This is a genomic window from Streptomyces sp. NPDC001493 (assembly GCF_053597235.1).
Window position 1 is genome coordinate 56,014 of sequence record NZ_JBSFHV010000023.1, and the last position, 21,856, is coordinate 77,869.

15 protein-coding genes, 4 tRNA genes and 1 other RNA gene are annotated in these 21,856 nt (G+C 72.4%); 10 read left to right on the plus strand and 10 right to left on the minus strand.

What is annotated here, in order from left to right; genetic code table 11:
- Nucleotides 1–197 precede the first annotated feature (197 nt).
- The gene (locus ACWCWD_RS28040) at nt 198–1,541 is read left to right on the plus strand and encodes a ricin-type beta-trefoil lectin domain protein (RefSeq protein WP_450776900.1); all 1,344 of its coding nucleotides are present in this window, start codon (nt 198–200) and stop codon (nt 1,539–1,541) included.
- A gap of 382 nt (nt 1,542–1,923) precedes the next feature.
- On the opposite strand, the gene ACWCWD_RS28045 is transcribed toward ACWCWD_RS28040, so the two are convergent.
- A tRNA-Ser gene (locus tag ACWCWD_RS28045) sits at nt 1,924–2,011 on the minus strand.
- A gap of 154 nt (nt 2,012–2,165) precedes the next feature.
- On the opposite strand from ACWCWD_RS28045, the gene ffs reads away from it, so the two are divergent.
- The 6 genes from ffs to ACWCWD_RS28075 all read left to right on the plus strand — a co-directional run bounded on the left by ffs (nt 2,166) and on the right by ACWCWD_RS28075 (nt 11,533).
- An RNA gene (gene ffs, locus ACWCWD_RS28050) (signal recognition particle sRNA small type) lies at nt 2,166–2,260 on the plus strand.
- Nucleotides 2,261–2,487: 227 nt separating this feature from the next.
- A complete protein-coding gene (locus tag ACWCWD_RS28055) occupies nt 2,488–4,731 on the plus strand; it encodes a DNA polymerase III subunit gamma and tau (protein ID WP_450776902.1) in 2,244 nt (747 codons plus the stop codon).
- 132 nt (nt 4,732–4,863) lie between these two features.
- The gene (gene purD / locus ACWCWD_RS28060; protein ID WP_450776904.1) at nt 4,864–6,129 is read left to right on the plus strand and encodes a phosphoribosylamine--glycine ligase; all 1,266 of its coding nucleotides are present in this window, start codon (nt 4,864–4,866) and stop codon (nt 6,127–6,129) included.
- 446 nt (nt 6,130–6,575) lie between these two features.
- The gene (locus ACWCWD_RS28065) at nt 6,576–8,513 is read left to right on the plus strand and encodes a hypothetical protein (protein WP_450776906.1); all 1,938 of its coding nucleotides are present in this window, start codon (nt 6,576–6,578) and stop codon (nt 8,511–8,513) included.
- A 492-nt stretch (nt 8,514–9,005) separates the two neighbouring features.
- Nucleotides 9,006–10,463 carry a N,N-dimethylformamidase beta subunit family domain-containing protein gene (locus ACWCWD_RS28070; protein ID WP_450776908.1) on the plus strand — a complete coding sequence of 486 codons (1,458 nt, stop codon included), beginning with the start codon at nt 9,006–9,008 and terminating at the stop codon, nt 10,461–10,463.
- A gap of 155 nt (nt 10,464–10,618) precedes the next feature.
- Complete coding sequence (locus ACWCWD_RS28075; protein ID WP_450776910.1) at nt 10,619–11,533, plus strand: phosphoribosylaminoimidazolesuccinocarboxamide synthase; 915 nt, start codon at nt 10,619–10,621, stop codon at nt 11,531–11,533.
- A 157-nt stretch (nt 11,534–11,690) separates the two neighbouring features.
- Here the strand turns inward: ACWCWD_RS28075 and ACWCWD_RS28080 are convergent.
- The 8 genes from ACWCWD_RS28080 to ACWCWD_RS28115 all read right to left on the minus strand — a co-directional run bounded on the left by ACWCWD_RS28080 (nt 11,691) and on the right by ACWCWD_RS28115 (nt 16,607).
- Nucleotides 11,691–11,766, minus strand: a tRNA-Gly gene (locus ACWCWD_RS28080).
- A gap of 24 nt (nt 11,767–11,790) precedes the next feature.
- Complete coding sequence (locus tag ACWCWD_RS28085) at nt 11,791–12,393, minus strand: response regulator transcription factor (RefSeq protein WP_450776997.1); 603 nt, start codon at nt 12,391–12,393, stop codon at nt 11,791–11,793.
- A gap of 71 nt (nt 12,394–12,464) precedes the next feature.
- Nucleotides 12,465–13,823, minus strand: coding sequence for a sensor histidine kinase (locus ACWCWD_RS28090; RefSeq protein ID WP_450776912.1), 1,359 nt, complete (start codon nt 13,821–13,823; stop codon nt 12,465–12,467).
- On the minus strand, nt 13,805–14,605 hold the full coding sequence (locus tag ACWCWD_RS28095; RefSeq protein ID WP_450776914.1) for an ABC transporter permease: 801 nt from the start codon (nt 14,603–14,605) through the stop codon (nt 13,805–13,807). The genes ACWCWD_RS28090 and ACWCWD_RS28095 overlap by 19 nt, the downstream gene beginning before the upstream one ends.
- Nucleotides 14,602–15,630, minus strand: a complete 1,029-nt coding sequence (locus tag ACWCWD_RS28100) for an ABC transporter ATP-binding protein (RefSeq protein ID WP_450776916.1) — start codon at nt 15,628–15,630, stop codon at nt 14,602–14,604. The genes ACWCWD_RS28095 and ACWCWD_RS28100 overlap by 4 nt, the downstream gene beginning before the upstream one ends.
- Before the next feature lie 236 nt (nt 15,631–15,866).
- Nucleotides 15,867–15,942 (minus strand) — tRNA-Gly (locus ACWCWD_RS28105).
- A gap of 79 nt (nt 15,943–16,021) precedes the next feature.
- Nucleotides 16,022–16,093, minus strand: a tRNA-Gly gene (locus ACWCWD_RS28110).
- A 178-nt stretch (nt 16,094–16,271) separates the two neighbouring features.
- Nucleotides 16,272–16,607, minus strand: a complete 336-nt coding sequence (locus ACWCWD_RS28115; RefSeq protein ID WP_450776918.1) for a histone-like nucleoid-structuring protein Lsr2 — start codon at nt 16,605–16,607, stop codon at nt 16,272–16,274.
- 408 nt (nt 16,608–17,015) lie between these two features.
- Between ACWCWD_RS28115 and purS the strand changes: the two genes are divergently transcribed.
- The 3 genes from purS to purL are packed head-to-tail and all read left to right on the plus strand — an operon-like array spanning nt 17,016 to nt 20,199.
- On the plus strand, nt 17,016–17,276 hold the full coding sequence (gene purS, locus ACWCWD_RS28120) for a phosphoribosylformylglycinamidine synthase subunit PurS (RefSeq protein WP_266706271.1): 261 nt from the start codon (nt 17,016–17,018) through the stop codon (nt 17,274–17,276).
- Nucleotides 17,273–17,953 carry a phosphoribosylformylglycinamidine synthase subunit PurQ gene (purQ, locus tag ACWCWD_RS28125; RefSeq protein ID WP_450776920.1) on the plus strand — a complete coding sequence of 227 codons (681 nt, stop codon included), beginning with the start codon at nt 17,273–17,275 and terminating at the stop codon, nt 17,951–17,953. Before purS ends, purQ begins: the two co-directional genes overlap by 4 nt.
- Nucleotides 17,950–20,199 carry a phosphoribosylformylglycinamidine synthase subunit PurL gene (gene purL, locus ACWCWD_RS28130; protein ID WP_450776922.1) on the plus strand — a complete coding sequence of 750 codons (2,250 nt, stop codon included), beginning with the start codon at nt 17,950–17,952 and terminating at the stop codon, nt 20,197–20,199. Before purQ ends, purL begins: the two co-directional genes overlap by 4 nt.
- Nucleotides 20,200–20,275: 76 nt before the next feature.
- On the opposite strand, the gene ACWCWD_RS28135 is transcribed toward purL, so the two are convergent.
- Entirely contained in the window at nt 20,276–21,781 is a 1,506-nt protein-coding gene (locus ACWCWD_RS28135; RefSeq protein WP_450776999.1) for an MFS transporter, read from the minus strand.
- Between the last annotated feature and the right edge of the window lie 75 nt (nt 21,782–21,856).

The following is a 21,856-nucleotide window of genomic DNA, read 5'->3' on the forward strand; positions in this document are numbered from 1 at the left end:
GACAGCCGTGCGATCGGGGACTCCCTTCAACATGTGAAGGCGAATGCACCCGAAGGAGAACGTGTCAGGTGTCTTGTCGAATGCAGGACCCACCGACAAGCTGTGTTCATGACATCTCAGGTCTATACCTGGTGATGCCCCGTCAGGGTTGCCCGAGCGGCCATGCGAAGGCACGCTTCTCCTCGGAGGTCGGACATATGCGCTTGAACTGGGCAAAATCGCGGCGCGGTGGGTGGACCAAAGCGCTCAGGCTGCTCCCCGTCGTCGCGGTCACGGCGGCGTTCACCGTCGGCGGTACGGCGACCGCGGAGGCGTCCGTACCGGCGCCGCCGTCGGGCTTCACCCTCACCTGGAGCGATGACTTCAACGGCGCGTCCGGCACCGGCATCGACCAGGGACTCTGGAAGTACGACACCGGGCCGGGCAGCAATTTCGGCACCGGTGAGATCGAGACCATGACCAGCAGCACGTCGAACGTCTACTACGACGGCCAGAGTCACCTGGTCCTCCAGGCGCTGCACTCCGGCTCCGACCCGAGGGCCGGATGGACCTCCGGTCGGGTGGAGACCCAGGCCGCCACCTTCGGCGCCCCGGCAGGCGGAGTCGTACGCATGGAGTCCGTCCTCCAGCAGCCCAACGTCACCACCGCCAACGGAGCCGGCTACTGGCCGGCGTTCTGGATGCTCGGCGCACCCCTGCGCTCCGGTGTCACCTGGCCGAAGTCCGGCGAGGTCGACATCATGGAGGACATCAACGGCCGCAGCTCCGACTTCTCCACCATCCACTGCGGCGTCAACCCGGGCGGCCCGTGCGGCGAGTCGACCGGCATCGGCTCGGGCGAGCGCGCCTGTTCGGGCTGCCAGACCGGCTTCCACGACTACGCGGTGGAGATCGACCGCTCGGTCTCGCCCGAGCAGGTCCGCTTCTACCTCGACGGGAACAACTTCTTCACCGTCAGCGCCAACCAGGTCGACGCGACGACCTGGGCGGACGCGATCGACCACCCCTTCTTCATCATCTACGACCTGGCGATCGGCGGCGGCTTCCCGGACGCCTTCGGAGGCGGCCCGAACGCGGCCACGGTCTCCGGCGGCAAGCTGATCATCGACTCGGTGGCCGTGTACAACAAGGCGCCCGGCTCGGGCGGCGGCACCACGGGCGGCTCGACGATCGTCGGGCCTGGCGGCAAGTGCGTGGACGTCGCCGGTGACGACACCGGCGGCGACGGCACCGCGGTCCAGCTCTGGGACTGCCAGGCGGCGGCCAAGGACCAGCACTGGACCTGGAGCGGCCAGACCCTCCGGACCCTCGGCAGGTGCCTCGACATCGCCGGGGGCAACAGCGCGGCCGGCACGAAGCTCCAACTCGCCACCTGCAACACCGGCGGCTACCAGTCCTGGGTGAAGCAGTCCGACGGCTCCCTGAAGAACCCGACCAGCGGCCGCTGCATCGACTCCCCGAGCGGCGCCACCGCCAACGGCACCCGGCTCCAGATCTGGGACTGCAACAGCTCCGCCGCGCAGAAGTTCACGGTGGGGTAGTACGGATCGGTACGGCGATGGGCCCCGCAGCTCGCTTGCTGCGGGGCCCATCGCCGTAGGTTCTCCGTTCCCACGGCGTGGCGTCGATGCCCTACGCGGCGGATCCGGCCTTACGGCGGCGTACGACGAAGACGGCTCCCGCACCCAGGACGACCGCGGCTCCCCCGATGCCGCCGCTGCCGCGCTGGGCTGCCCGCCGTGGGAGCTGGGTCCGTGCGCCGAATGCGGCCGGCTGATGCGCCGGTACGGGCGCGACGCGGCGATGTTCTGCGGCGTGTGCCGGGCCGTCCTCAACGGGCGATAGCCGCAACTGGGACACGCAACGTCGAAGGGCCCCGCAGCAAGCTGCGGGGCCCTTCGACGTATTGCCCGGTGAGAGCAATGGCGGAGGATACGAGATTCGAACTCGTGAGGGGTTGCCCCCAACACGCTTTCCAAGCGTGCGCCCTAGGCCACTAGGCGAATCCTCCGCCGCAAACAATACAAGACGTTGAGGGGTGCTCGCGAACACGTTCCCCGGAAGATCGTCGGAGCGAGGTCGCGCGGACGGATCGCGGGCGGATCGGGGAGGTCCCGTACCCGGGCGGGTGGACCTGGAGGGGTGGGGATCGGCTAAGGTGGGCGTCAGCCCCTCACGTGGCGCTATCTGACTGAACTCCCCCAGGGCCGGAAGGCAGCAAGGGTAGGTTGGCTCTGGCGGGTGCGTGGGGGGCCCTTGTGTTTTCCGGGCCTTCTCGGCGGCCCGTTCGGTCGCCCTCGGGGCGGCCCGTCTCGGGTGGGGTTCCCCGAAGGCTCGCTCGGGCACTCGAAAATCGGCCCCGGCCGCTCCGCCGCGCATGTGATCTACATCTCGTCGTCCGGGTAGTGCCCCGGTGTGACCAGGGTCCCCGGCCGGCGGGGCTCGATGCGGAGCCGGTTGTCGGTGCGTCCCGATAACCTCGTAACTGTGTCGTCCCTTGCGCTGTACCGCCGCTACCGCCCCGAGTCGTTCGCCGAGGTCATCGGTCAGGAGCATGTCACTGACCCGCTCCAGCAGGCCCTGCGGAACAACCGGGTCAATCACGCGTACCTGTTCAGCGGGCCGCGTGGTTGTGGAAAGACGACCAGCGCGCGCATCCTCGCCCGCTGCCTGAACTGCGAGCAGGGGCCGACGCCGACGCCGTGCGGGACGTGCCAGTCCTGCCAGGACCTCGCGCGCAACGGCCCCGGTTCGATCGACGTCATCGAGATCGACGCGGCTTCGCACGGTGGCGTGGACGACGCCCGTGACCTGCGTGAGAAGGCGTTCTTCGGGCCGGCTTCCAGCCGCTACAAGATCTACATCATCGACGAGGCGCACATGGTCACCCCGGCAGGGTTCAACGCCCTGCTGAAGGTGGTCGAGGAGCCGCCGGAGCACCTCAAGTTCATCTTCGCGACGACCGAGCCCGAGAAGGTCATCGGCACGATCCGGTCGCGTACGCACCACTACCCGTTCCGCCTCGTCCCGCCCGGCACCCTGCGCTCGTACCTCGCGGAGGTCTGCGGCAAGGAGAACAGCGCGGTCGAGGACGGTGTGCTGCCGCTCGTCGTACGGGCGGGGGCCGGGTCCGTCCGTGACTCGATGTCCGTCATGGACCAGCTGCTGGCCGGTGCGAGCGACGACGGCGTGACGTACGCCATGGCGACCTCGCTGCTCGGTTACACGGACGGGTCGCTGCTCGACTCGATGGTGGACGCGTTCGCGGCCGGTGACGGTGCCGCGGCCTTCGAGGTCGTGGACCGGGTGATCGAGGGCGGCAACGACCCCCGCCGGTTCGTCGCCGACCTGCTGGAGCGCCTGCGCGACCTGGTGATCCTGGCGGCCGTGCCGGACGCCGGGGAGAAGGGGCTCATCGACGCCCCCGCCGACGTCGTGGAGCGGATGTCGGACCAGGCGTCCGTCTTCGGCGCCGCCGAGCTGAGCCGCGCCGCCGACCTCGTCAATCAGGGGCTGACGGAGATGCGTGGCGCGACCTCGCCGCGCCTCCAGGTGGAGCTGATCTGCGCCCGGGTGCTGCTGCCCGCCGCCTTCGACGACGAGCGGTCGTTCCAGGCACGGCTGGACCGCCTGGAGCGCGGCGGCGCCTTCGCAGCGGGAGGAGCGGCGGCAGTGGGAGGAGCGCAGGCGTTCCAGGCCGCGCCGCCCGCCGTGGGGTACGTACCCGGGCCCGAGGCGCACCCGCCGATGCCGGCCGCGCCCGCCGCCCCGTACAACCCGCCCGCCGCGGCCCCGTACGCCGCGCCGCAGCAGGCCCCCGCGCCGCAGCAGGCCCCCGCGCCGCAGGCCCCCGCCCCGGCCCCCGAGTACGGGCAGCAGCCCCCGGCCGCCCCGGCCGAGGCCGCCGCTCAGCGGCCCGGTGCCTGGCCCACCCCGGCGGCTGCCGGTGGCGGGGAGCAGGCCCGCCGTCCCGGTGGCTGGCCCACCGCCTCGGCCCCTGGTGCCGGGGCGCCCCGCCCCGCCACCCCCGCTCCCGCCGCACCGGCCGCTCCCGCCGCCCAGGCGCCCGCTGCCGCACCGGCCGGGAGCCAGGACATGGCGCAGGGCGCCGGTCAGGTGCGGAGCATCTGGCCGGAGATCCTGGAGGCGGTGAAGAACCACCGCCGCTTCACCTGGATCCTGCTCAGCCAGAACGCCCAGGTCACCGGGTTCGACGGGACCACGCTCCAGATCGGTTTCGCCAACGCGGGCGCCCGCGACACGTTCGCGAGCAGCGGCAGCGAGGCGGTGCTGCGGCAGGCGCTGGCCGAGCGGTTCAACGCCCAGTGGCGCGTCGAGGCGATCGTCGATCCCTCCGGTGGCGGCGGCCAGCCGATGCAGGGCGGCGGCGGACGCCCCGGTGGCGGTGGCCCCGCGTACCAGGCGGCGCCGCAGCAGTCGTACGAGCAGCGTCCCGCGCCCACCGCGCCGCCCCAGCAGCCGTACCAGCCCCAGTCGTCCCCGCAGTCCCCGCCGCCCCAGCAGTTCCAGGGCGGGCAGGGGCAGGGTGGCTCCGGGCCCGCGCCCGCGGCGTACGAGCGGTCCGCGCCCGAGCCGGTGCACACGGTCGCGCCGGAGGACGACACCCCGGAGGCCGACGACCCGGACCTCGTCGACTCGGCTCTCTCCGGGCACGAGCTGATCGTCCGCGAGCTCGGTGCCACGGTCGTGGAGGAGTTCACCAACGAGTAACCCGGACCGGGGATCCGCTCCCCGGCGAGGGAATCCCCGGCCGCCCGCGCCGTGGTTCCGGCCCCCCGTCCCCGGCGTCCACGGACCGGAGGCCGTCGAGGCGTCCGGCCCCCGGCGGTTAGGCTGCACCCCGTGAAGGTCCTCGTCATCGGCGGCGGCGCCCGCGAACACGCCCTGTGCCGCTCTCTTTCCCTCGACCCCGAGGTCACCGCTCTGTACTGCGCTCCCGGCAACGCCGGTATCGCGGAGGTGGCCGAACTGCGCCCGGTGGACGCGCTCGACGGTGACGCCGTCGCGCGCCTCGCCACCGAACTGGGTGCCGGGCTGGTGGTCGTCGGCCCGGAGGCGCCGCTTGTCGCCGGGGTCGCCGACGCCGTCCGCGCGGCCGGCATCCCCTGCTTCGGCCCGTCCGGTGAGGCGGCGCAGCTCGAAGGCTCCAAGGCGTTCGCCAAGGACGTCATGGCCGGGGCCGGCGTCCCGACCGCCCGGAGCTACGTCTGCACCACCGCCGAGGAGATCGACACCGCGCTCGACGCCTTCGGTGCTCCGTACGTCGTCAAGGACGACGGGCTGGCCGCCGGCAAGGGTGTCGTCGTCACCGACGACATCGAGGCGGCCCGCGCCCACGCGCTCGCCTGCGACCGGGTGGTCATCGAGGAGTTCCTCGACGGCCCCGAGGTGAGCCTCTTCGCGATCACCGACGGCACCACCGTGGTGCCGCTCCAGCCCGCCCAGGACTTCAAGCGCGCCCTCGACGGCGACGAGGGCCCGAACACCGGCGGCATGGGTGCCTACTCCCCGCTGCCGTGGGCGGACCCGAAGCTGGTCGACGAGGTCCTGGAGACGGTTCTCCAGCCCACCGTCGACGAGCTGCGCCGACGCGGTACGCCGTTCTCCGGTCTCCTCTACGCGGGCCTCGCGCTGACCTCGCGCGGCGTGCGCGTCATCGAGTTCAACGCGCGCTTCGGCGACCCGGAGACCCAGGTGGTCCTGGCCCGTCTGAGGACCCCGCTCGCCGGTCTGCTGCTCGCCTCCGCGAACGGCACGCTGGACGAGGTGCCGCCGCTGAACTGGCTCGACGACGCCGCCGTCACCGTGGTCATCGCCTCGCACAACTACCCGGACACCCCGCGTACGGGCGACCCGATCGAGGGTCTCGCCGACGTGGCGGCCCAGGATGCCCCGCACGCGTACGTCCTGCACGCCGGTACGAAGGCGGACGGGCGTACGGTCCTGAGCGCGGGCGGCCGGGTCCTCTCGGTGACCGCGACGGGCCCGGACCTCGGCAAGGCCCGTGAGCGCGCGTACACGGCCCTCGGCCGCATCCGGCTCGACGGTTCCCAGCACCGTACGGACATCGCACTGAAGGCAGCCGAGGACGCCGCTGCCGGGGTCTGATCCCGTCCCACCCGGTGCACGAGTTCCACCCCGGTACGAGTCCCACCCTGTGTACGACCCTCAGTGGCGGCCGAGCGCGACAGCTCGGCCGCCACTGGCGTATCCGCAGGCAGGACCGTGGCACCACCGCCTACGCGCCCGCCTCACCGCCGCCAAGTCCGCCCCACCACTCCCACCGTTCCGTGCGCCGGAGCATGCCCCCGCGTATGCGCTGCGTGCGCGGGGGGAGAGGGTTGCCCATCTGCGGCGATAAGTCAGCAGCTTTACCCAAAGCCATTCCATCGGGTGACGGCTGGGCCATCCGGATGACGGCCGCGAAACCCCCAACTAGGGTGCGGCGCAAGGATTCCGGCACTTGGCCCACTGACATTGCGATGTCCGAGGGCGGTGCCACAGTGGGGGAGTGAGCAACACCGTCGCAGGGGCAGAGGGGGTGACTTCCGGTCGTGTCCGGTACGGAGACTGCTGAGGACCTGGGCATGCGGGCCGCCCGGGCGCGCGCCCTCGCGCTGCTGCGCATCCGCAGCCGTGCGGTGGCGCTGGCGATCCTGCCCGCGGCGGTGGCCGTGGTCATGATCGCCGCCACCGCGCAGGGGCGTCTGGCCGGCGTCGGCTGGAACACCGCCCGCTGGGTGGTGGGCGCGACGGCCGTGGTCTTCCTGGTGCTGGCCGCCGGGGTGGCGGTCACCGTCGCGCGGGCCCGGCCGGCGCTCAGTCCGACCGTCGCCGTGGACGAGAAGTCCGCCCCCGACCTCTACCGGCTCGTGCGCGAGCTCGCCGATCGCATGGACGTGCCCGCGCCCTCGGCGATAGCGCTCACCCCCGACTGCGACAGCTGGCTGGAGGACCGCACCCACCCCTCCGCGCGCGCCCATCCCTCCGCCCGCACCGACGTGCGGACCGGCCCCGGCGCCGACGAGCCGGCCGGTGACCGGCGCGACCGCGAACGGGCGGCGCCGGTGCTGGTCATCGGGTCGCCGTTCCTGTGGTGGATGCGCGTCGGCGAGCTGCGCGCGGTGCTCGCTCCCGTCGTCGCCGGTACGGGCCTCGCCGCGCACCCCGACATAGCTGCCGCCCGGCGGTTCGTCCGAGGCCTCGACGGAGTCGTCGCGGACGCCGGAGGCCCCCGGCCCGGGCCCGCGAGGTCAAACGTTTCGCTGGTCGGTGTGTTCGGCCGGATGTCCCGCGCCTTCACCGGCTGGGCCGCCCGGCTGCTGCTCCGCAGCTGCCGCGGGCATGCCGCCGAGATGGAGCGGTGCGTCGCGCTCTCCGCCTCGCTGCGCGCCCAGGGCGTGGACTACGGGGTACGCGCCGTCGCCCAGGAGCAGGTCGGGCTCGTCTACGCGGGCTGGGACCGGCTGCTGACCCGCGTCGCGCTGCCCGCCTGGCGGATGGGCCGGTGGCCGGCGCGGCTGGACGCGGGGGTGGTCTCCGCGCTCACCGAGCTCTCCCGGCGCGACCGGCTCGCCGAAGGGTTCGCCGCGCGCCTGGGCGAGCGCCCCGCCTGCGATCTCCTCGAGGAGCCCGGCCTGGCCGACGAGGCGGCGTCCCTGCTCGCCGCGCGGCTCTTCCACGGCGGCCCCGCCCGGGGCGGCGAGTGGTCACCCGTCGACTGGCAGCGGTACCCGGAGGAGGTCGTCGACCGGAAGTGGCGTACGGAGGCGGCCCGGCTGCACGGCGTCATGGACGCCCTCGGCACCGCGGCCCCCGGCCCGGTCGCGTCCGCTCCCACCGGGCCCACCGCCCAGCGCCCCTCGTGCTCCTCGGCGCAAGGAGCCGTACGGACCGCCGAGGCCGGAGCTCCCACGCTGGCCCGGGTCATCGACCACCTCGTGGGCCGGGGCGGCGGCGAGGAGCTCGCGGCCGCCGTCGGAGCGGCCGTCGCCCGTGAGGAGGCCGCGGAGGCCGCCGCCCGGGCCGAGGCCGAGTCACCCGCCGCCGGTACGGCGAAGGGCACGGTGCCCCCCTCGGCGGACAGCACGACGGCCAACAGCACGACGGCCAACGGCACGGCTGCGAACGGCACCGCGGCGGCCGGTACGGCGGGCCGCGGGGCGGCCGGCGGGAACGGCCAGACCGTGGACCCGCTCGACCTCTGGGGCCCCGGCCCGCTCCCGCTCTTCCCGCTCCAGCCGCCCCGTACGGGCACGGAGCTGCTCGCCGACCACGTCACGGCCATGGTCTGCTGCGCCGCCGTGGACACGGCCGGGGCGGCCCCCGGCCTCGACTGGCTGGACGGCCCCGCGCTGCTGGTCGACGGGTCGCGCCGGACGGATCTGGGTACTCCGGTGCTCAGCCTGGTGGAGGACGGCGACGCGGAACCGCTGCGCTCCTGGCTCTCCGAGCTGGGCATCCGGGAGGACAAGCCGGTCCGCCTGGTCTGACCACGACCGGCAGCCGCACCCGCGTACGACCGACGGCGCACCCGCGTACGACCGGCGGCCGGACCCGCGCAGGACCGCGCCCGTACCCGCACACGACGGCACCGTGGAGAACACCGTGCCCACCCGGCGCTCGGGCTGGTGCGCGCGCCCCGTGCGGAGTCAACACGCCCCCCGGATACGGAAATGTGTCCCGGTCCGCCGCAACGGGCCCTCCGTATACGGAAATATGGCACCGTGTACGCAATCGGTCCGCGCAAGCGGGGCCGACAGGGGGCCGTTTCGCGCCCCGCGCACGCGCCCTCGCCCGGCGCACGCCGCCTTCCGCGCGCTCGTGCGGACCTCGGTACGGGCCCAATACCCGGAAGGGTAGGTTCCGTTCACGTCAATTCACGACGAACGGTGACGAGCCGCATGCGTTATGTGATGTGCTGGGATCGGCCCTGACACAGGGCGCACCAGAGTGGTACGGGGGACGTGAGGGAGGGGCCGGTCATGGGGGCGGAGCACAGTAGCCGATGGGAGTCGGGCGCCCTCGCGCACGCCGTGAGCGATCCGTTCGGCCAGGGGCCGCTGCCCTGGCTGCGCAACAGCGAGAACTACCTCAACGACACGGGGCAGGTGGTCCCCTGGTACGCCGACCCCGAGCTGGGGCGCAGCGGCGGCGGCCCGCGCACCGCCGATGACGTGCGCCGACAGGTGAAGGGTTTCGCGTCGCCCGGGGCGGCGGCGCCCGGTGAGGCGATCGACTTCCACATCACGGTCGACCCGCCCCAGCCGTTCTACGTCGACATCTACCGCATCGGTCACTACGGCGGCGACGGCGCCCGGAAGATCACCACGGTTCCGCGCCAGTCGGGCATCGTGCAGCCCCCTCCGCTCGCCGCCGACAAGACTGTTTCCTGCCACCATTGGTGGCTTTCCTGGCGGCTCCAGATCCCGGCGGAGTGGGCGGTGGGTGCTTATGTCGCCGTGCTGACGACCGACGACGGTCACCGTTCGCACGTCCCGTTCACGGTCCGGGACGACCACCCGGCCGATCTGCTGCTGCTGCTCCCCGACATCACGTGGCAGGCGTACAACCTCTATCCCGAGGACGGTGTGACGGGCGCCAGCCTGTACCACGCGTGGGACGAGAAGGGCGGGCTGCTGGGCGAGGAGGAGGCGGCGGTGACGGTCTCCTTCGACCGCCCGTACGCGGGCGCCGGGCTGCCGCTCCACGTCGGCCACGCCTACGACTTCATCCGCTGGGCGGAGCGGTACGACTACAGCCTCGCCTACGCGGACGCCCGCGACCTGCACGCGGGCCGCGTCGACCCGGGCCGCTACCGGGGCCTGGTCTTCCCCGGCCACGACGAGTACTGGTCGGTCCCGATGCGGCGCACCGCGGAGCTGGCGCGGGACACCGGGACCTCGCTGGTCTTCCTCTCGGCCAACACCATGTACTGGCAGGTGTCGCTCTCGGCGTCCCCGTCCGGGGTGCCCGACCGCCTCCTCACCTGCCGCAAACGGCAGGGGCCGGGGAAGGCCGCGCTCTGGCGGGAGGTCGACAAACCGGAGCAGCTGCTGCTCGGCATCCAGTACGCGGGCCGGGTGCCCGAGCCCTCGCCGCTGATCGTGCGCAACGCCGACCACTGGCTCTGGCGGGGCACCGGGGCCGTGGAGGGCGAGGAGATCGCGGGTCTGGTGGCGGGCGAGGCCGACCGGTACTACCCGCGCACGGCGCTGCCGGAGCACGAGAGCCGCATCCTGCTCGCGCATTCGCCGTACGAGGACTCCGAGGGTGCCCGGCGCCATCAGGAGACCTCGCTCTACCAGGCGCCGTCCGGGGCTCTCGTCTTCGCCTCCGGGACGTTCGCCTGGTCGCCGGCGCTGGACCGGCCCGGGCACACCGACGCGCGCATCCAACAGGCCACGGCCAACCTGTTGAACCGGATCTGCAAGCGCGACTGACGCCTCGGCCAGGGCGGTCCGCAGGCCCGCGGACGTGCCGCGGAGGTGCCGTGCCCGGTGCCCGTACCCCGCCGGACCGCCCCACGCGGCGGGGTGGCACCGGCATACGGGACAATCGGACCCGCGACCCTTGGATCAACCTACGCGGAGGCAGCGTGTCCGGTTTCGTAGAAAAGCCCGAGCCCGTCCAGGTTCCGGGCCTCACCCACCTGCACACCGGCAAGGTGCGTGAGCTGTACCGGAACGAGGCGGGTGACCTCGTGATGGTCGCCAGCGACCGCATCTCCGCGTACGACTGGGTGCTGCCGACCGAGATCCCGGACAAGGGCCGGGTGCTGACCGCGCTGTCGCTCTGGTGGTTCGACCAGCTCGGCGACCTGGTGCCGAACCACGTCATCTCCACCGAGGTGCCGGCCGGCGCCCCCGCCGACTGGGAGGGCCGCACGACGATCTGCCGCTCGCTGCGGATGGTCCCGGTCGAGTGCGTGGCCCGCGGCTACCTGACCGGCTCCGGGCTCATCGAGTACGACGCCTCCCGCACGGTCTGCGGCATCGGCCTCCCCGAGGGGCTCGTCGACGGCTCCGAACTGCCGGGCCCGATCTTCACCCCGGCGACGAAGGCCGCCGTGGGCGACCACGACGAGAACGTCAGCTACGAGGCGGTCGCGCACACCGTCGGCGTGGAGACGGCGACCCTGCTGCGTCAGCTCACCCTCGACGTGTACCGGCGCGCCCGGGACATCGCGCACGGGCGCGGACTGATCCTGGCCGACACCAAGTTCGAGTTCGGCTGGGCGACCGGCGCGGACGGCACCGAAGAGCTGATCATCGGCGACGAGGTGCTGACCCCGGACTCCTCGCGCTTCTGGCCGCTCGCCGAGTGGGAGCCGGGCCACGCCCAGCCCTCGTACGACAAGCAGTTCGTCCGCGACTGGCTGACCTCGCCGGCCTCCGGCTGGGACCGCAAGAGCGAGACCCCGCCGCCCGCCCTGCCGCAGCAGGTCGTCGACGCGACCCGCGCCAAGTACATCGAGGCGTACGAGCGGCTGACCGGCCTCAGCTGGGAGTAGCCCCGCCCCCCCCCGCTGCCCGCCGCCCCCTGCCACGAGAGGGCGGCGGCAGCGCGTCTCCCGGCGGCAGCGCGTCTCCCCCGAGAAGGGGTACGGCTCCGAGGGGCGTCCGGACACGAAGAAGGCCCCGGTCCTGAGGACCGGGGCCTTTCTCACGTGGAGCGAACGACGAGGTTCGAACTCGCGACCTCAACCTTGGCAAGGTTGCGCTCTACCAGCTGAGCTACGTTCGCATCTGCGCCTGAGCGCGATGCCAACTATACCCATCCTTGAGCCCGAGCGAAACGCACTGCCGCATGACGGTTCTCCACGCCCAGTTTGGAGACCGCTGAGGAGAGGTAGTTGCGGACCGTTCCGGGGGAGAGCGAAGCCCGCACGGCGATCTCCGCGACGGGGGCGCCGTCCGCCGCCAGTTCCAGCACCTCGGCTTCCCGGGCGGTCAGTGGCGAGTCCCCGGCGGAGATCGCGTCGGCGGCCAACTCCGGGTCCACGTAACGGTTTCCGCCGTGCACGATGCGGATGATCTCGGCCAGCCGGCGGGCACTGAGCGTCTTGGGCACGAAGGCCCGCACCCCCGCGGTCAGGGCCCGTTTCAGATGCCCGGGGCGGCCGTGGCTCGTCACGATCATGGTGCGGCAGCCGGGCAGTTCGGTCCGCAGGGATGTGGCCACGCTCACACCGTCGGCGCCCGGCATCTGGAGATCGAGGACCGCGACATCGGGCCGGTGGGCCAGCGCCATGGCGAGCGCCTCGGGCCCGGTCGCCGCCTCCGCGACCACCACGAAGTCGTCCTCCAGCGCGAGCAGCGCGGCGAGGGCGCCCCGGATCAGATGCTCGTCGTCGGCGAGCAGCAGACGCACCGGCGCGGGTAGCCCGGCAGCAGCGGGTTCGGCAGCGGCGGGTCCGGGTGCGGCGGGTTCGGGTGCGGCGGTCAACGTTCCTCCACGAGTTCCGGCTCGCACACGATGAGCGAGCCCTCCGGCACCGGTACATCCACCGGCACCGTGGCGGTGAGCCGGAAGAGCCCGCTCCCGGCCGGCCCCGCCTCCAGCGAGCCGTCGAGCGCGGCGAGCCGCTCCCGCAGCCCCGGCAGACCCGAGCCCCCGGAGGCGGGGACGGGGCCGGGCCCCGGGCCGCCGGGCACCCCGTCGTTCTCCACCGTCAGCCGTACGGTCCCGGTCCCCGTGTCCGCCGCGAGCCGGATCACGCAGCGGCGCGGGTCGCCGTGGCGCAGCACGTTGGTGGTCGCCTCGCGCACCACCCAGCCGAGCGCCGATCCGGCGGCGGCGGGCAGCCGGTCCGCCGCGGCCCGGTCCTCCTCGACCGCGCAGTCGATGCCGGCCGACCGCAACACGGCCTGCGCTCCGTGGAGTTCGGCGCGCAGGTCCGCCTCCCGGTAACCGCGTACGACCTCGCGGACCTCCTGCTGGGAGGCCCGGGCGATCCGCTGCACCTCGACCATCTGGTCCACGGCCGAGGGCTTTCCGCGCCGGGCGAGTTCGACGGCGAGTTCGCTCTTCAGCGCGATCACCGCGAGATTGCGGCCCAGCACGTCGTGCATGTCCCGGCCGAACCGGAGCCGTTCCTCCGCCACCGCCAGCCGCGCCTGGAGGTCGCGGGCCTCCTCCGCCTGCCACATCACGCTCAGGCTCCACGCGGAGGGCCGCACCGCCAGCAGCATCAGGAGCCCGCTGATCAGCCCCGCGCCCGCCACCGCGGCCAGTGCCCCGCCGCGCACCCCGGCCGTGGCGAAGAGCCCGGCGCTCACCGCCGCGTACGCCAGGCAGTGCAGCAGAAAGTTCCGGACCGGCACGAGGAGGACGTACGGGGTGGCGAAGGCGACCGGCAGGTCGAGGGCGAACATCGCCAGCCCGTCGCCGTCGATCCCGTGCGTGGCGGCCAGCACCACGAGCAGCCCCAGCCCGGCGGCGAGCAGCACCACCGGGACGGCCAGACCGCGGACGGGGAAGGTGCCCCGGCCCAGGTAGGACCGGTGAGCGGGGAGCAGGGTCCGGTGCAGGTACGCGCACTGGGCGGCGCAGACCAGGGTGAACAGGCCGCCCAGCGCCCAGGGCAGCGGATCGTGGCGCAGGTCCGCGGCGAGCGGGGTGATCCCCCAGGCGAGGAGGAAGAACCAGGGCATCGTCTCCAGGGTCGCCCGCTGGTAGAGGTCGATGCGCTGGAGCCGGCCGCGCCCCTGCCAGCGGCGCCGCCACTCCCTCGTACGCCGGATCACCGTTTCTCCGTCCCCCGTGCCGTCGCCGCCGTGGTTCAGCGCCGCGGGTCCCATCGGAACCACCGCCGCCCAGCAAACACGGCGAACGCGGTCCAGGCCAGAGCGGCGACCATCGCGCGTACCAGCGCACCGCCGGACTCGCCGCCCAGCCATCCGGCGCGGACGAGGGTCATCACCCCGGTCAGCGGCAGCAGTTCGCAGGCGGCGGCGACACGGTCCGGGAGGATGGCGAGCGGGACGAAGAGCCCCGAGCCCATCCCGGAGACGAGGAAGAACGGCAGGGTGGTGAGCTGCGCGGTCTGCACGGTGCGGGTACCGGCCGAGGTGAGCGCCGCGAGCCCGGCGAGCAGGACGCAGCCGAGCAGCAGCCCCGCCACCAGCAGGGCGGGCCGCTCCGGCGCCCCCAGCCCCAGTGCGGCCCCGCCGACCGCCACGATCACCGCGCTCTGCGCGAGGAGCAGGAGGGCGGCGGGCAGCGCCGTCCCGCCGAGGATCTCCAGGTCCCGGATCTCCCCGGTCCGCAGCCGCTTCAGCACCAGCTCCTCGCGCCGGGCGACGTACGTGGAGACGAGGTTCATGTGGACGACCTGGATCAGCGCCACCCCGATCCCGCCGGTCAGCGCGGCCCCGGCGACGGACATCCCGGCGGGCCCGAGGTCGACCCGGTCCAGCGAGGACTTGAGGGCGACCGTCATCGCCAGGGGCATGAGGAGCGCGACGAAGACCGCCGTCCTGTTCCGGGCGAGCAGCGTGAACTCGGCCCGGGCGAGGGCGGTCAGCCGCCGCCCCGCCGTGGTGCGGGTGGTGGAGATGCCCGCCCTGGTGGTGATGCTCATGCCGCCGCCCCCTGCGTCCGTCGTGCCCCGGTCCGCTCCGGGTTCCCGGGAACCGTGCCCCCGGGAACCTCCCCGCCCCCGGTACGCGCGATCTCCAGGAACGCCTCCTCCAGCGACCCGGACCGGGCGTCGAGCCCGTCGAGGACGACGGCCTCGCGGGCCGCCCAGCCGAGAAGGGTGCCCAGCGACTCCTGGAGGACGTGGGTACGGATCTCGATCCACCCGCCCACGCCCACCACGGTCCGGTCCGGGCCACCCGGACCCACCGGCAGCCGGTCGGCCGGGACTCCCTCGGGCAGCCGGAACCTGATGCGGGCCGGCTGCCCGGCCGTGACCTCGGCCGTCGTCCCGGAGGCCACGATCCGGCCGCCGTGCATGATCGCCAGCCGGTCCGCGAGCGCCTCGGCCTCCTCCAGGTGATGCGTGGTCAGCAGCACGGTCGTGCCTCCGTCCCGCAGGTTCCTGACGAGCTCCCAGGTGTCGCGCCGGCCCTCCGCGTCGAGCCCGGTCGTCGGCTCGTCCAGGAAGAGGACCTCCGGACGCGCGACCAGGGCCAGCCCCAGGTCGAGGCGCCGCCGCTCACCGCCCGAGAGCTGCTTGACGCGGACCCGGGCACGGCCGGTCAGCCCCACCAGCTCCAGCACCTCCCCGACGGGCCGGGCGCCACTGGTGCACGCGGCCCACATCCGTACGGTCTCGGTCACCGTCAGGTCGGACGGGAAGCCGCCCTCCTGGAGCATCACCCCGGTCCGGGAGCGGACGGCACCCCGCTCGCGGTACGGGTCGTGGCCGAGGACGCGTACGGTCCCGGAGTCCGGCACCGCGAGCCCTTCCAGCAGCTCCACCGTGGAGGTCTTCCCGGCGCCGTTGGTGCCGAGCAGGGCGAAGAGTTCCCCGCGCGGTACGGAGAAGGAGATCCCGGAGACGGCCTCGAAGCCGCCCGCGTACCGCCGTCGCACCGCGTGGGCCTCGATCACCGCCGTACCGGCAGGGGTTGGGTCGCCGCCATGGGCGTCACTGGTCATGCATCCAGGCTGGCCGGGGCCGGAGCCCGGCGGCAGTGCGAGCCGTCACCACCCGGCATGACATCCGTCATGGCGGACACGGATGCCGACACCGCGGAACCGGATCCCCGAAAGAAAAAAGATCGGCGCCCGACCCGGCGCACGCATCCCACGCACGTATCAGGCGCACGTATCAGGCGCACGTATCCGGCGCACACGAGAAAGACCCCGGTCGAAATCGACCGGGGTCTTTCTTTTGGAGCGGACGACCAGGTTCGAACTGGCGACCTCAACCTTGGCAAGGTTGCGCTCTACCAACTGAGCTACGTCCGCATTGCCTCCGCTCGGCTTTCACCGGGCGGCGCGAGCACCACTCTACCCGATCCACCGGAGTGGTCGGAAAGCGATGCAGAGCGGGTGACAGGAATCGCACACTGCGCCTCCCCCCTGGAAGGGGGGTGTTCTACTACTGAACTACACCCGCACGCTGCTGTGGTTGGGGCCTTTCGGCCTTGCCCCTTGGCGTGATCCAGACTCTATCCGAACTGCGGGGGTGAAGCGCAAGTCGGCTCCCCCGGGGATGTTTGCGAGGACGCTCCGCACGGGCCGTCCCGGAGGCCCCTGCGGACCTCCGGGCGCCGCCGCCGGGTTCTGCCCCTCGCTCAACTCGCTTGTTCGAAAGCCTCGTAGACCCTCTTCGGGATGCGTCCCCGGGCCGGCACGTCCATCTGGTGCGACCGCGCCCACGCGCGGACGGCCGCCGGGTCGGGGGCGAGGGAGGTGTGGTGGTACGAAACGGGGGTCTTGCCGTGCTTTCCGGCTTTTGTCTGCTTTCGGCCGGCCGCCACGTACGGAGCCAGTGTCTTCCGCAGTTTTTTCGCGTTGGCGGGATTGAGGTCGATCTCGTAGGACTTCCCGTCGATGGCGAAAGTAACCGTTTCCGCCGCCTGTCCTCCGTCGATGTCGTCGGAGAGCGTGACCACTACGCGTTGCGCCACGGATATCGGTCCTTTCCTGCGGCGGCCGCGCGTCTGACGTGCGCGGCCGCCGGCCTTCCGGCTGCCTGGGGTTGTGTCGTCGGATCAGGCCGGGCTCGCTGGCTCCGGCCCGATCCCGAGGCGTCGGTGTTCCGGTGTTCTTCGAGCCGTGATGCTTTCCTTGGTAATCATTTGTACAGCGGTGGTACGGCATTGTGAAGCCCGTTCAATTGTTTCGCGTGTCCGTCCGCAATCGGTACTGATTTTTTCCTCGGACTTTTCCCCGGGCCGGTGGTGATCGATATCCGTACGTGATCCGCAGATCCTTGTCTACCCGCGTAGAAATTTCCGGCAGGTACGCTGACAGGACCCGCCGGGGTCTGGGGAACCCCCCGGAGACCCAGCCGCACCACACCATTGGGAGTGCCAGTGGCACGCGTCGTAGTCGACGTCATGCTCAAGCCGGAGATCCTCGACCCGCAGGGACAGGCGGTGCAGCGCGCACTGCCCCGTCTCGGCTTCGAGGGAATCGCCGACGTTCGCCAGGGGAAGCGTTTCGAGCTTCAGGTCGAAGGGCCGGTCGACGATGCCGCCCTGGCCCGGATCAACGAACTCGCCGAGACCTTCCTCGCGAACACCGTCATCGAGGACTTCGTCGTGAAGGTGGAGTCCGAGGAGGCCGCGAAGTGACCGCTCGTATCGGCGTCGTCACTTTCCCCGGCACCCTCGACGACAAGGACGCGCTGCGCGCGGTCCGGGTCGCGGGGGCCGAACCCGTATCGCTGTGGCACCGCGACAAGGACCTGCACCAGGTCGACGCGGTCGTCCTCGCGGGCGGCTTCTCCTACGGCGACTACCTGCGGGCCGGAGCCATCTCCCGCTTCTCGCCGGTGATGGAGACCATCATCGAGCAGGCGAAGGCGGGCATGCCGGTCCTCGGCATCTGCAACGGCTTCCAGATCCTGACCGAGGCACACCTGCTGCCCGGCGCGATGCTGCGCAACAACCACCTCCACTTCATCTGCCGCGACCAGAAGCTGCGGGTGGAGAACACGGGGACGGCCTGGACCGCGGACTACGCGGACGGCCAGGAGATCTCCGTACCGCTGAAGAACATGGACGGCCGGTACACCGCCGACGAGCGCACGCTCGACGAGCTGGAGGCCGAGGGCCGCGTCGCGTTCCGCTACATGGACGTGAACCCCAACGGCTCGCTCCGTGACATCGCCGGCATCAGCAACGCCGCCGGCAACGTCGTCGGCCTCATGCCGCACCCCGAGCACGCGGTCGAGCCGCTGATCGGCACCGGCGGCACGGACGGCCTCGGTTTCTTCACCTCGATCATCAAGAAGCTGGTCAACGCATGAGCCTGGATACGGTCAAGCACGCGGCCGAGACCCCGGACGCCGAACAGCCCTGGAAGGAACTCGGCCTCAAGGAGGACGAGTACGCCCGCATCCGCGAGATCCTGGGCCGCCGTCCCACCGGCGCCGAGCTCGCCATGTACTCCGTGATGTGGTCCGAGCACTGCTCCTACAAGAGCAGCAAGGTCCACCTCAAGCAGTTCGGCGAGAAGGTCCCGGCCAACGACGCGATGCTCGTCGGCATCGGCGAGAACGCCGGTGTGGTCGACGTCGGCCAGGGTTACGCGGTCACCTTCAAGGTCGAGTCGCACAACCACCCGTCGTACATCGAGCCCTACCAGGGTGCGGCGACCGGCGTCGGCGGCATCGTCCGCGACATCCTCGCCATGGGCGCCCGCCCGATCGCGGTCGTCGACCCGCTGCGCTTCGGTGCGGCCGACCACCCCGACACCAAGCGCGTCCTGCCGGGCGTCGTCGCGGGCATCGGCGGCTACGGCAACTGCCTCGGCCTGCCGAACATCGGCGGCGAGGTCGTCTTCGACGCCTGCTACCAGGGCAACCCGCTCGTCAACGCCGGCTGCATCGGTGTGATGAAGCACGAGGACATCCACCTCGCCCAGGCCTCCGGCCCCGGCAACAAGGTCATCCTCTACGGTGCCCGCACCGGCGGCGACGGCATCGGCGGCGTCTCGGTCCTCGCGTCCGAGACCTTCGAGTCGACCGGCCCGGCCAAGCGCCCGGCCGTCCAGGTCGGCGACCCGTTCCAGGAGAAGCTCCTCATCGAGTGCACCCTGGAGATCTTCAAGGAGAAGCTCGTCGCGGGCATCCAGGACCTCGGCGGCGCCGGGCTCTCCTGCGCCACCTCCGAGCTGGCCTCCGCCGGTTCCGGCGGCATGCGCGTCGAGCTGGACACCGTGCCGCTGCGCGACTCCTCCCTCTCGCCCGAGGAAATCCTCATGAGCGAGTCGCAGGAGCGCATGTGCGCGATCGTCGAGCCGCAGCACGTGGACCGCTTCCTGGAGATCTGCGAGAAGTGGGACGTCATCGCCACCGTCATCGGTGAGGTGACCGAGGGCTCCCAGCTGGAGATCTTCTGGCACGGCGAGCAGATCGTGGACGTTCCGCCGCGGTCCGTCGCCCACGAGGGCCCGACCTACCACCGCCCGTTCGCCCGCCCCGAGTGGCAGGACGCGCTCCAGGCGGACGACGCCGGCAAGCTGGCCCGTCCGGTGAACGCCGCCGAGCTGCGCGCGCAGGTCCTCCAGCTCGTCTCCTCGCCGAACCAGGCGTCGAAGACGTGGATCACGGACCAGTACGACCGGTTCGTGCAGGGCAACACCGTGCTCGCGATGCCCGAGGACGCCGGCATGGTCCGCATCGACGAGGAGACCAACCTCGGCGTGGCCATGGCGACCGACGGCAACGGCCGCTACGCGAAGCTCGACCCCTACACCGGTGCGCAGCTCGCGCTGGCGGAGTCGTACCGCAACGTCGCCGCCTCCGGTGCCAAGCCGCTCGCGATCTCGGACTGCCTGAACTTCGGTTCGCCCGAGGACCCGGACGTCATGTGGCAGTTCGCCGAGGCCACCCGCGGTCTCGCGGACGGCTGCCTGGAGCTGGGCACCCCGGTCACCGGCGGCAACGTCTCGCTGTACAACCAGACCGGTGACACCGCGATCCACCCGACGCCGGTCGTGGCCGTGCTCGGTGTGATCGACGACGTCACCCGGCGCACCCCGGTGGCGTTCGCGCAGGAGGGGCAGCTGCTCTACCTGCTCGGCGACACGCACGAGGAGTTCGGCGGCTCGGCCTGGTCCGAGGTCGTCCACCAGCACCTCGGCGGGATGCCGCCCAAGGTCGACCTGGGCCGCGAGAAGCTGCTCGGCGAGATCCTGATCTCCGCCTCGCGCGACGGCATGATCGACGCCGCGCACGACCTGTCCGACGGCGGTCTCGTCCAGGCGGTCACCGAGTCCTGCCTGCGCGGCGGGAAGGGTGCCCGGCTGGTCGTCCCGGACGGCCTGGACGCGTTCACCTTCCTCTTCTCCGAGTCGGCGGGGCGCGCGGTCGTCTCGGTTCCTCGCAGCGAGGAGCTCCGCTTCAACGACATGTGCGGCGCGCGGGGTCTGCCCGTCACCCGCATCGGTGTCGTGGACGGTGACGAGATCGAGGTCCAGGGCGAGTTCAGCATCCCGCTGAGCGAGCTGCGGACCGCGCACGAGGGCACGATTCCGGCGCTCCTCGCCTGAGTCCCCCTCCTGGAGTACGAACGCCGATGCCCCCGTCCGGTCCGCCGGGCGGGGGCATCGCGCTGTTCCGGGACGGTCAGGCCGTCTCCCGTACGGGTGCGGTGGCGCTCTTCGCCGGGTGCTCCGCCGGGTGCGGGGCGGGGTGCGGTTCCGGCAGCCGTGCGGCGAGGAGCGCGGCGAGGACCATGACCCCGGTGGCCGCCCAGAACACCACGTCGACCGAGGTGGTGAAGGCTTCCACCGCCTGCCGGCGCGCCTCGCCGGTCAGCGCGCCGATGGCGCTCGTCGTGCCGCCCGGGCCGCGCGCGGCGTAGACGCGGCTGAGTACGGTGCCGAGCACGGCCGCGCCCAGCGCGCTGCCGGCGGTCTGGAAGAAGCGGACCCCGGTGGTCGCCACCCCGATCCGGTCGGCGGGCACGCTGTCCTGGACCAGCTGGATCAACTGGCCGACGAGCTGCCCGAAGCCGATCCCCATGAGCAGCAGCGCCGCGCGGACCGTCCACAGGCTGGTGTCGGTGGAGAGGCTGGCGAGCCAGGCGAGAGCGCCGGCCGCGCAGACCGTGCCGCCGGTCACGAACCTCTTCTGCGACCAGCCGGTCTCGACGAGCCTTCCGCTGAGGAGTCCGACGGCGGTCATGCCGGCCGCCATCGGGATCAGGTGCAGCCCGGCGGCGGAGGAGCTGAGGTGGCGTACGACCTGGAGGTAGACCAGGACGTAGACGATCGAGCCCATCATGGCCAGGCCGACGAGGCCCTGGACGGCGAAGCCGTACCGGACCGGGCGGATGCGGAACAGGCCGAGAGGGAGCACCGGTTCGGCCGCGGTGGCCTGGCGCCACAGGAAGAGCCCGAGGGCGACGACGGCCGTACCGATGAGGACGACCGCGGTGGGGGAGGACCAGGCGTACTCCTTGCCGCCCCATTCGGTGACGAGCAGCAGAGTGGTGGAGAAGGCCGCGGCCAGGGCCGCGCCGAGGAAGTCGAGGGAGGCGAGGGCGGCCGCCGGGCGCGCGGGCATCCTGATCACGGTGACGGCTGCCACCAGCACGGCGATGCCCACCGGCAGGTTGACGTAGAAGATCCACCGCCAGTCGGCGTGGTCGGCGAGGAGTCCGCCGAGCCAGGGGCCCAGCGCCATGCCCGCGCCCGCGATCACCCCGCCGACGCCGCTGCTCCGGCTCCCGGAGCGTGCGGACGGGCCTCTCAGGGTGCGCAGCAGCACCATGGTGACGCCCATCAGTCCTCCGCCGCCGAGCCCTTGGAGCGCCCGCGCCGCGATGAGCGCGCCCATCGACGGGGCGAGTCCGCAGAGCGCCGAGCCGGTGAGGAAGGCGGTGAGCGCCGCGACGAAGACGCGCTTCGGGCCGAACACGTCGGAGAGCCGTCCGTACAGCGGGAGGGCGGCGGTCGCGGCGAGCTGGTAGGCGGCGATCAGCCAGGGGATGCGGTCGACACCGTGGGCCGGGTCGAGGTCGCGGACGATGGGCACGGTCGCCGCCGAGACGATGTTGGTGTCGATCACGGCCAGCAGGATCGTGACCACGCAGAGCGCCAGCCCGATGTGGTGCTGACGACGGGTCATCGTGGCGCCGGTGCTCCGGCGGGCCGCGGGTACGGCTGCGGGCGCGGGGCCGCTCGCTGGTTCGTTCGCGGGCTC

Coding starts and splice junctions, on each gene's coding strand:
- ACWCWD_RS28040 (WP_450776900.1), top strand. CDS start 198: ATGCGCTTGAACTGGGCAAAATCGCGGCGCGGTGGGTGGACCAAAGCG.
- ACWCWD_RS28070 (WP_450776908.1), top strand. CDS start 9,006: ATGGGGGCGGAGCACAGTAGCCGATGGGAGTCGGGCGCCCTCGCGCAC.
- ACWCWD_RS28090 (WP_450776912.1), bottom strand. CDS start 13,823: ATGGGACCCGCGGCGCTGAACCACGGCGGCGACGGCACGGGGGACGGA.
- ACWCWD_RS28095 (WP_450776914.1), bottom strand. CDS start 14,605: ATGAGCATCACCACCAGGGCGGGCATCTCCACCACCCGCACCACGGCG.
- ACWCWD_RS28100 (WP_450776916.1), bottom strand. CDS start 15,630: ATGACCAGTGACGCCCATGGCGGCGACCCAACCCCTGCCGGTACGGCG.
- purL (WP_450776922.1), top strand. CDS start 17,950: ATGAGCCTGGATACGGTCAAGCACGCGGCCGAGACCCCGGACGCCGAA.
- ACWCWD_RS28135 (WP_450776999.1), bottom strand. CDS start 21,781: ATGACCCGTCGTCAGCACCACATCGGGCTGGCGCTCTGCGTGGTCACG.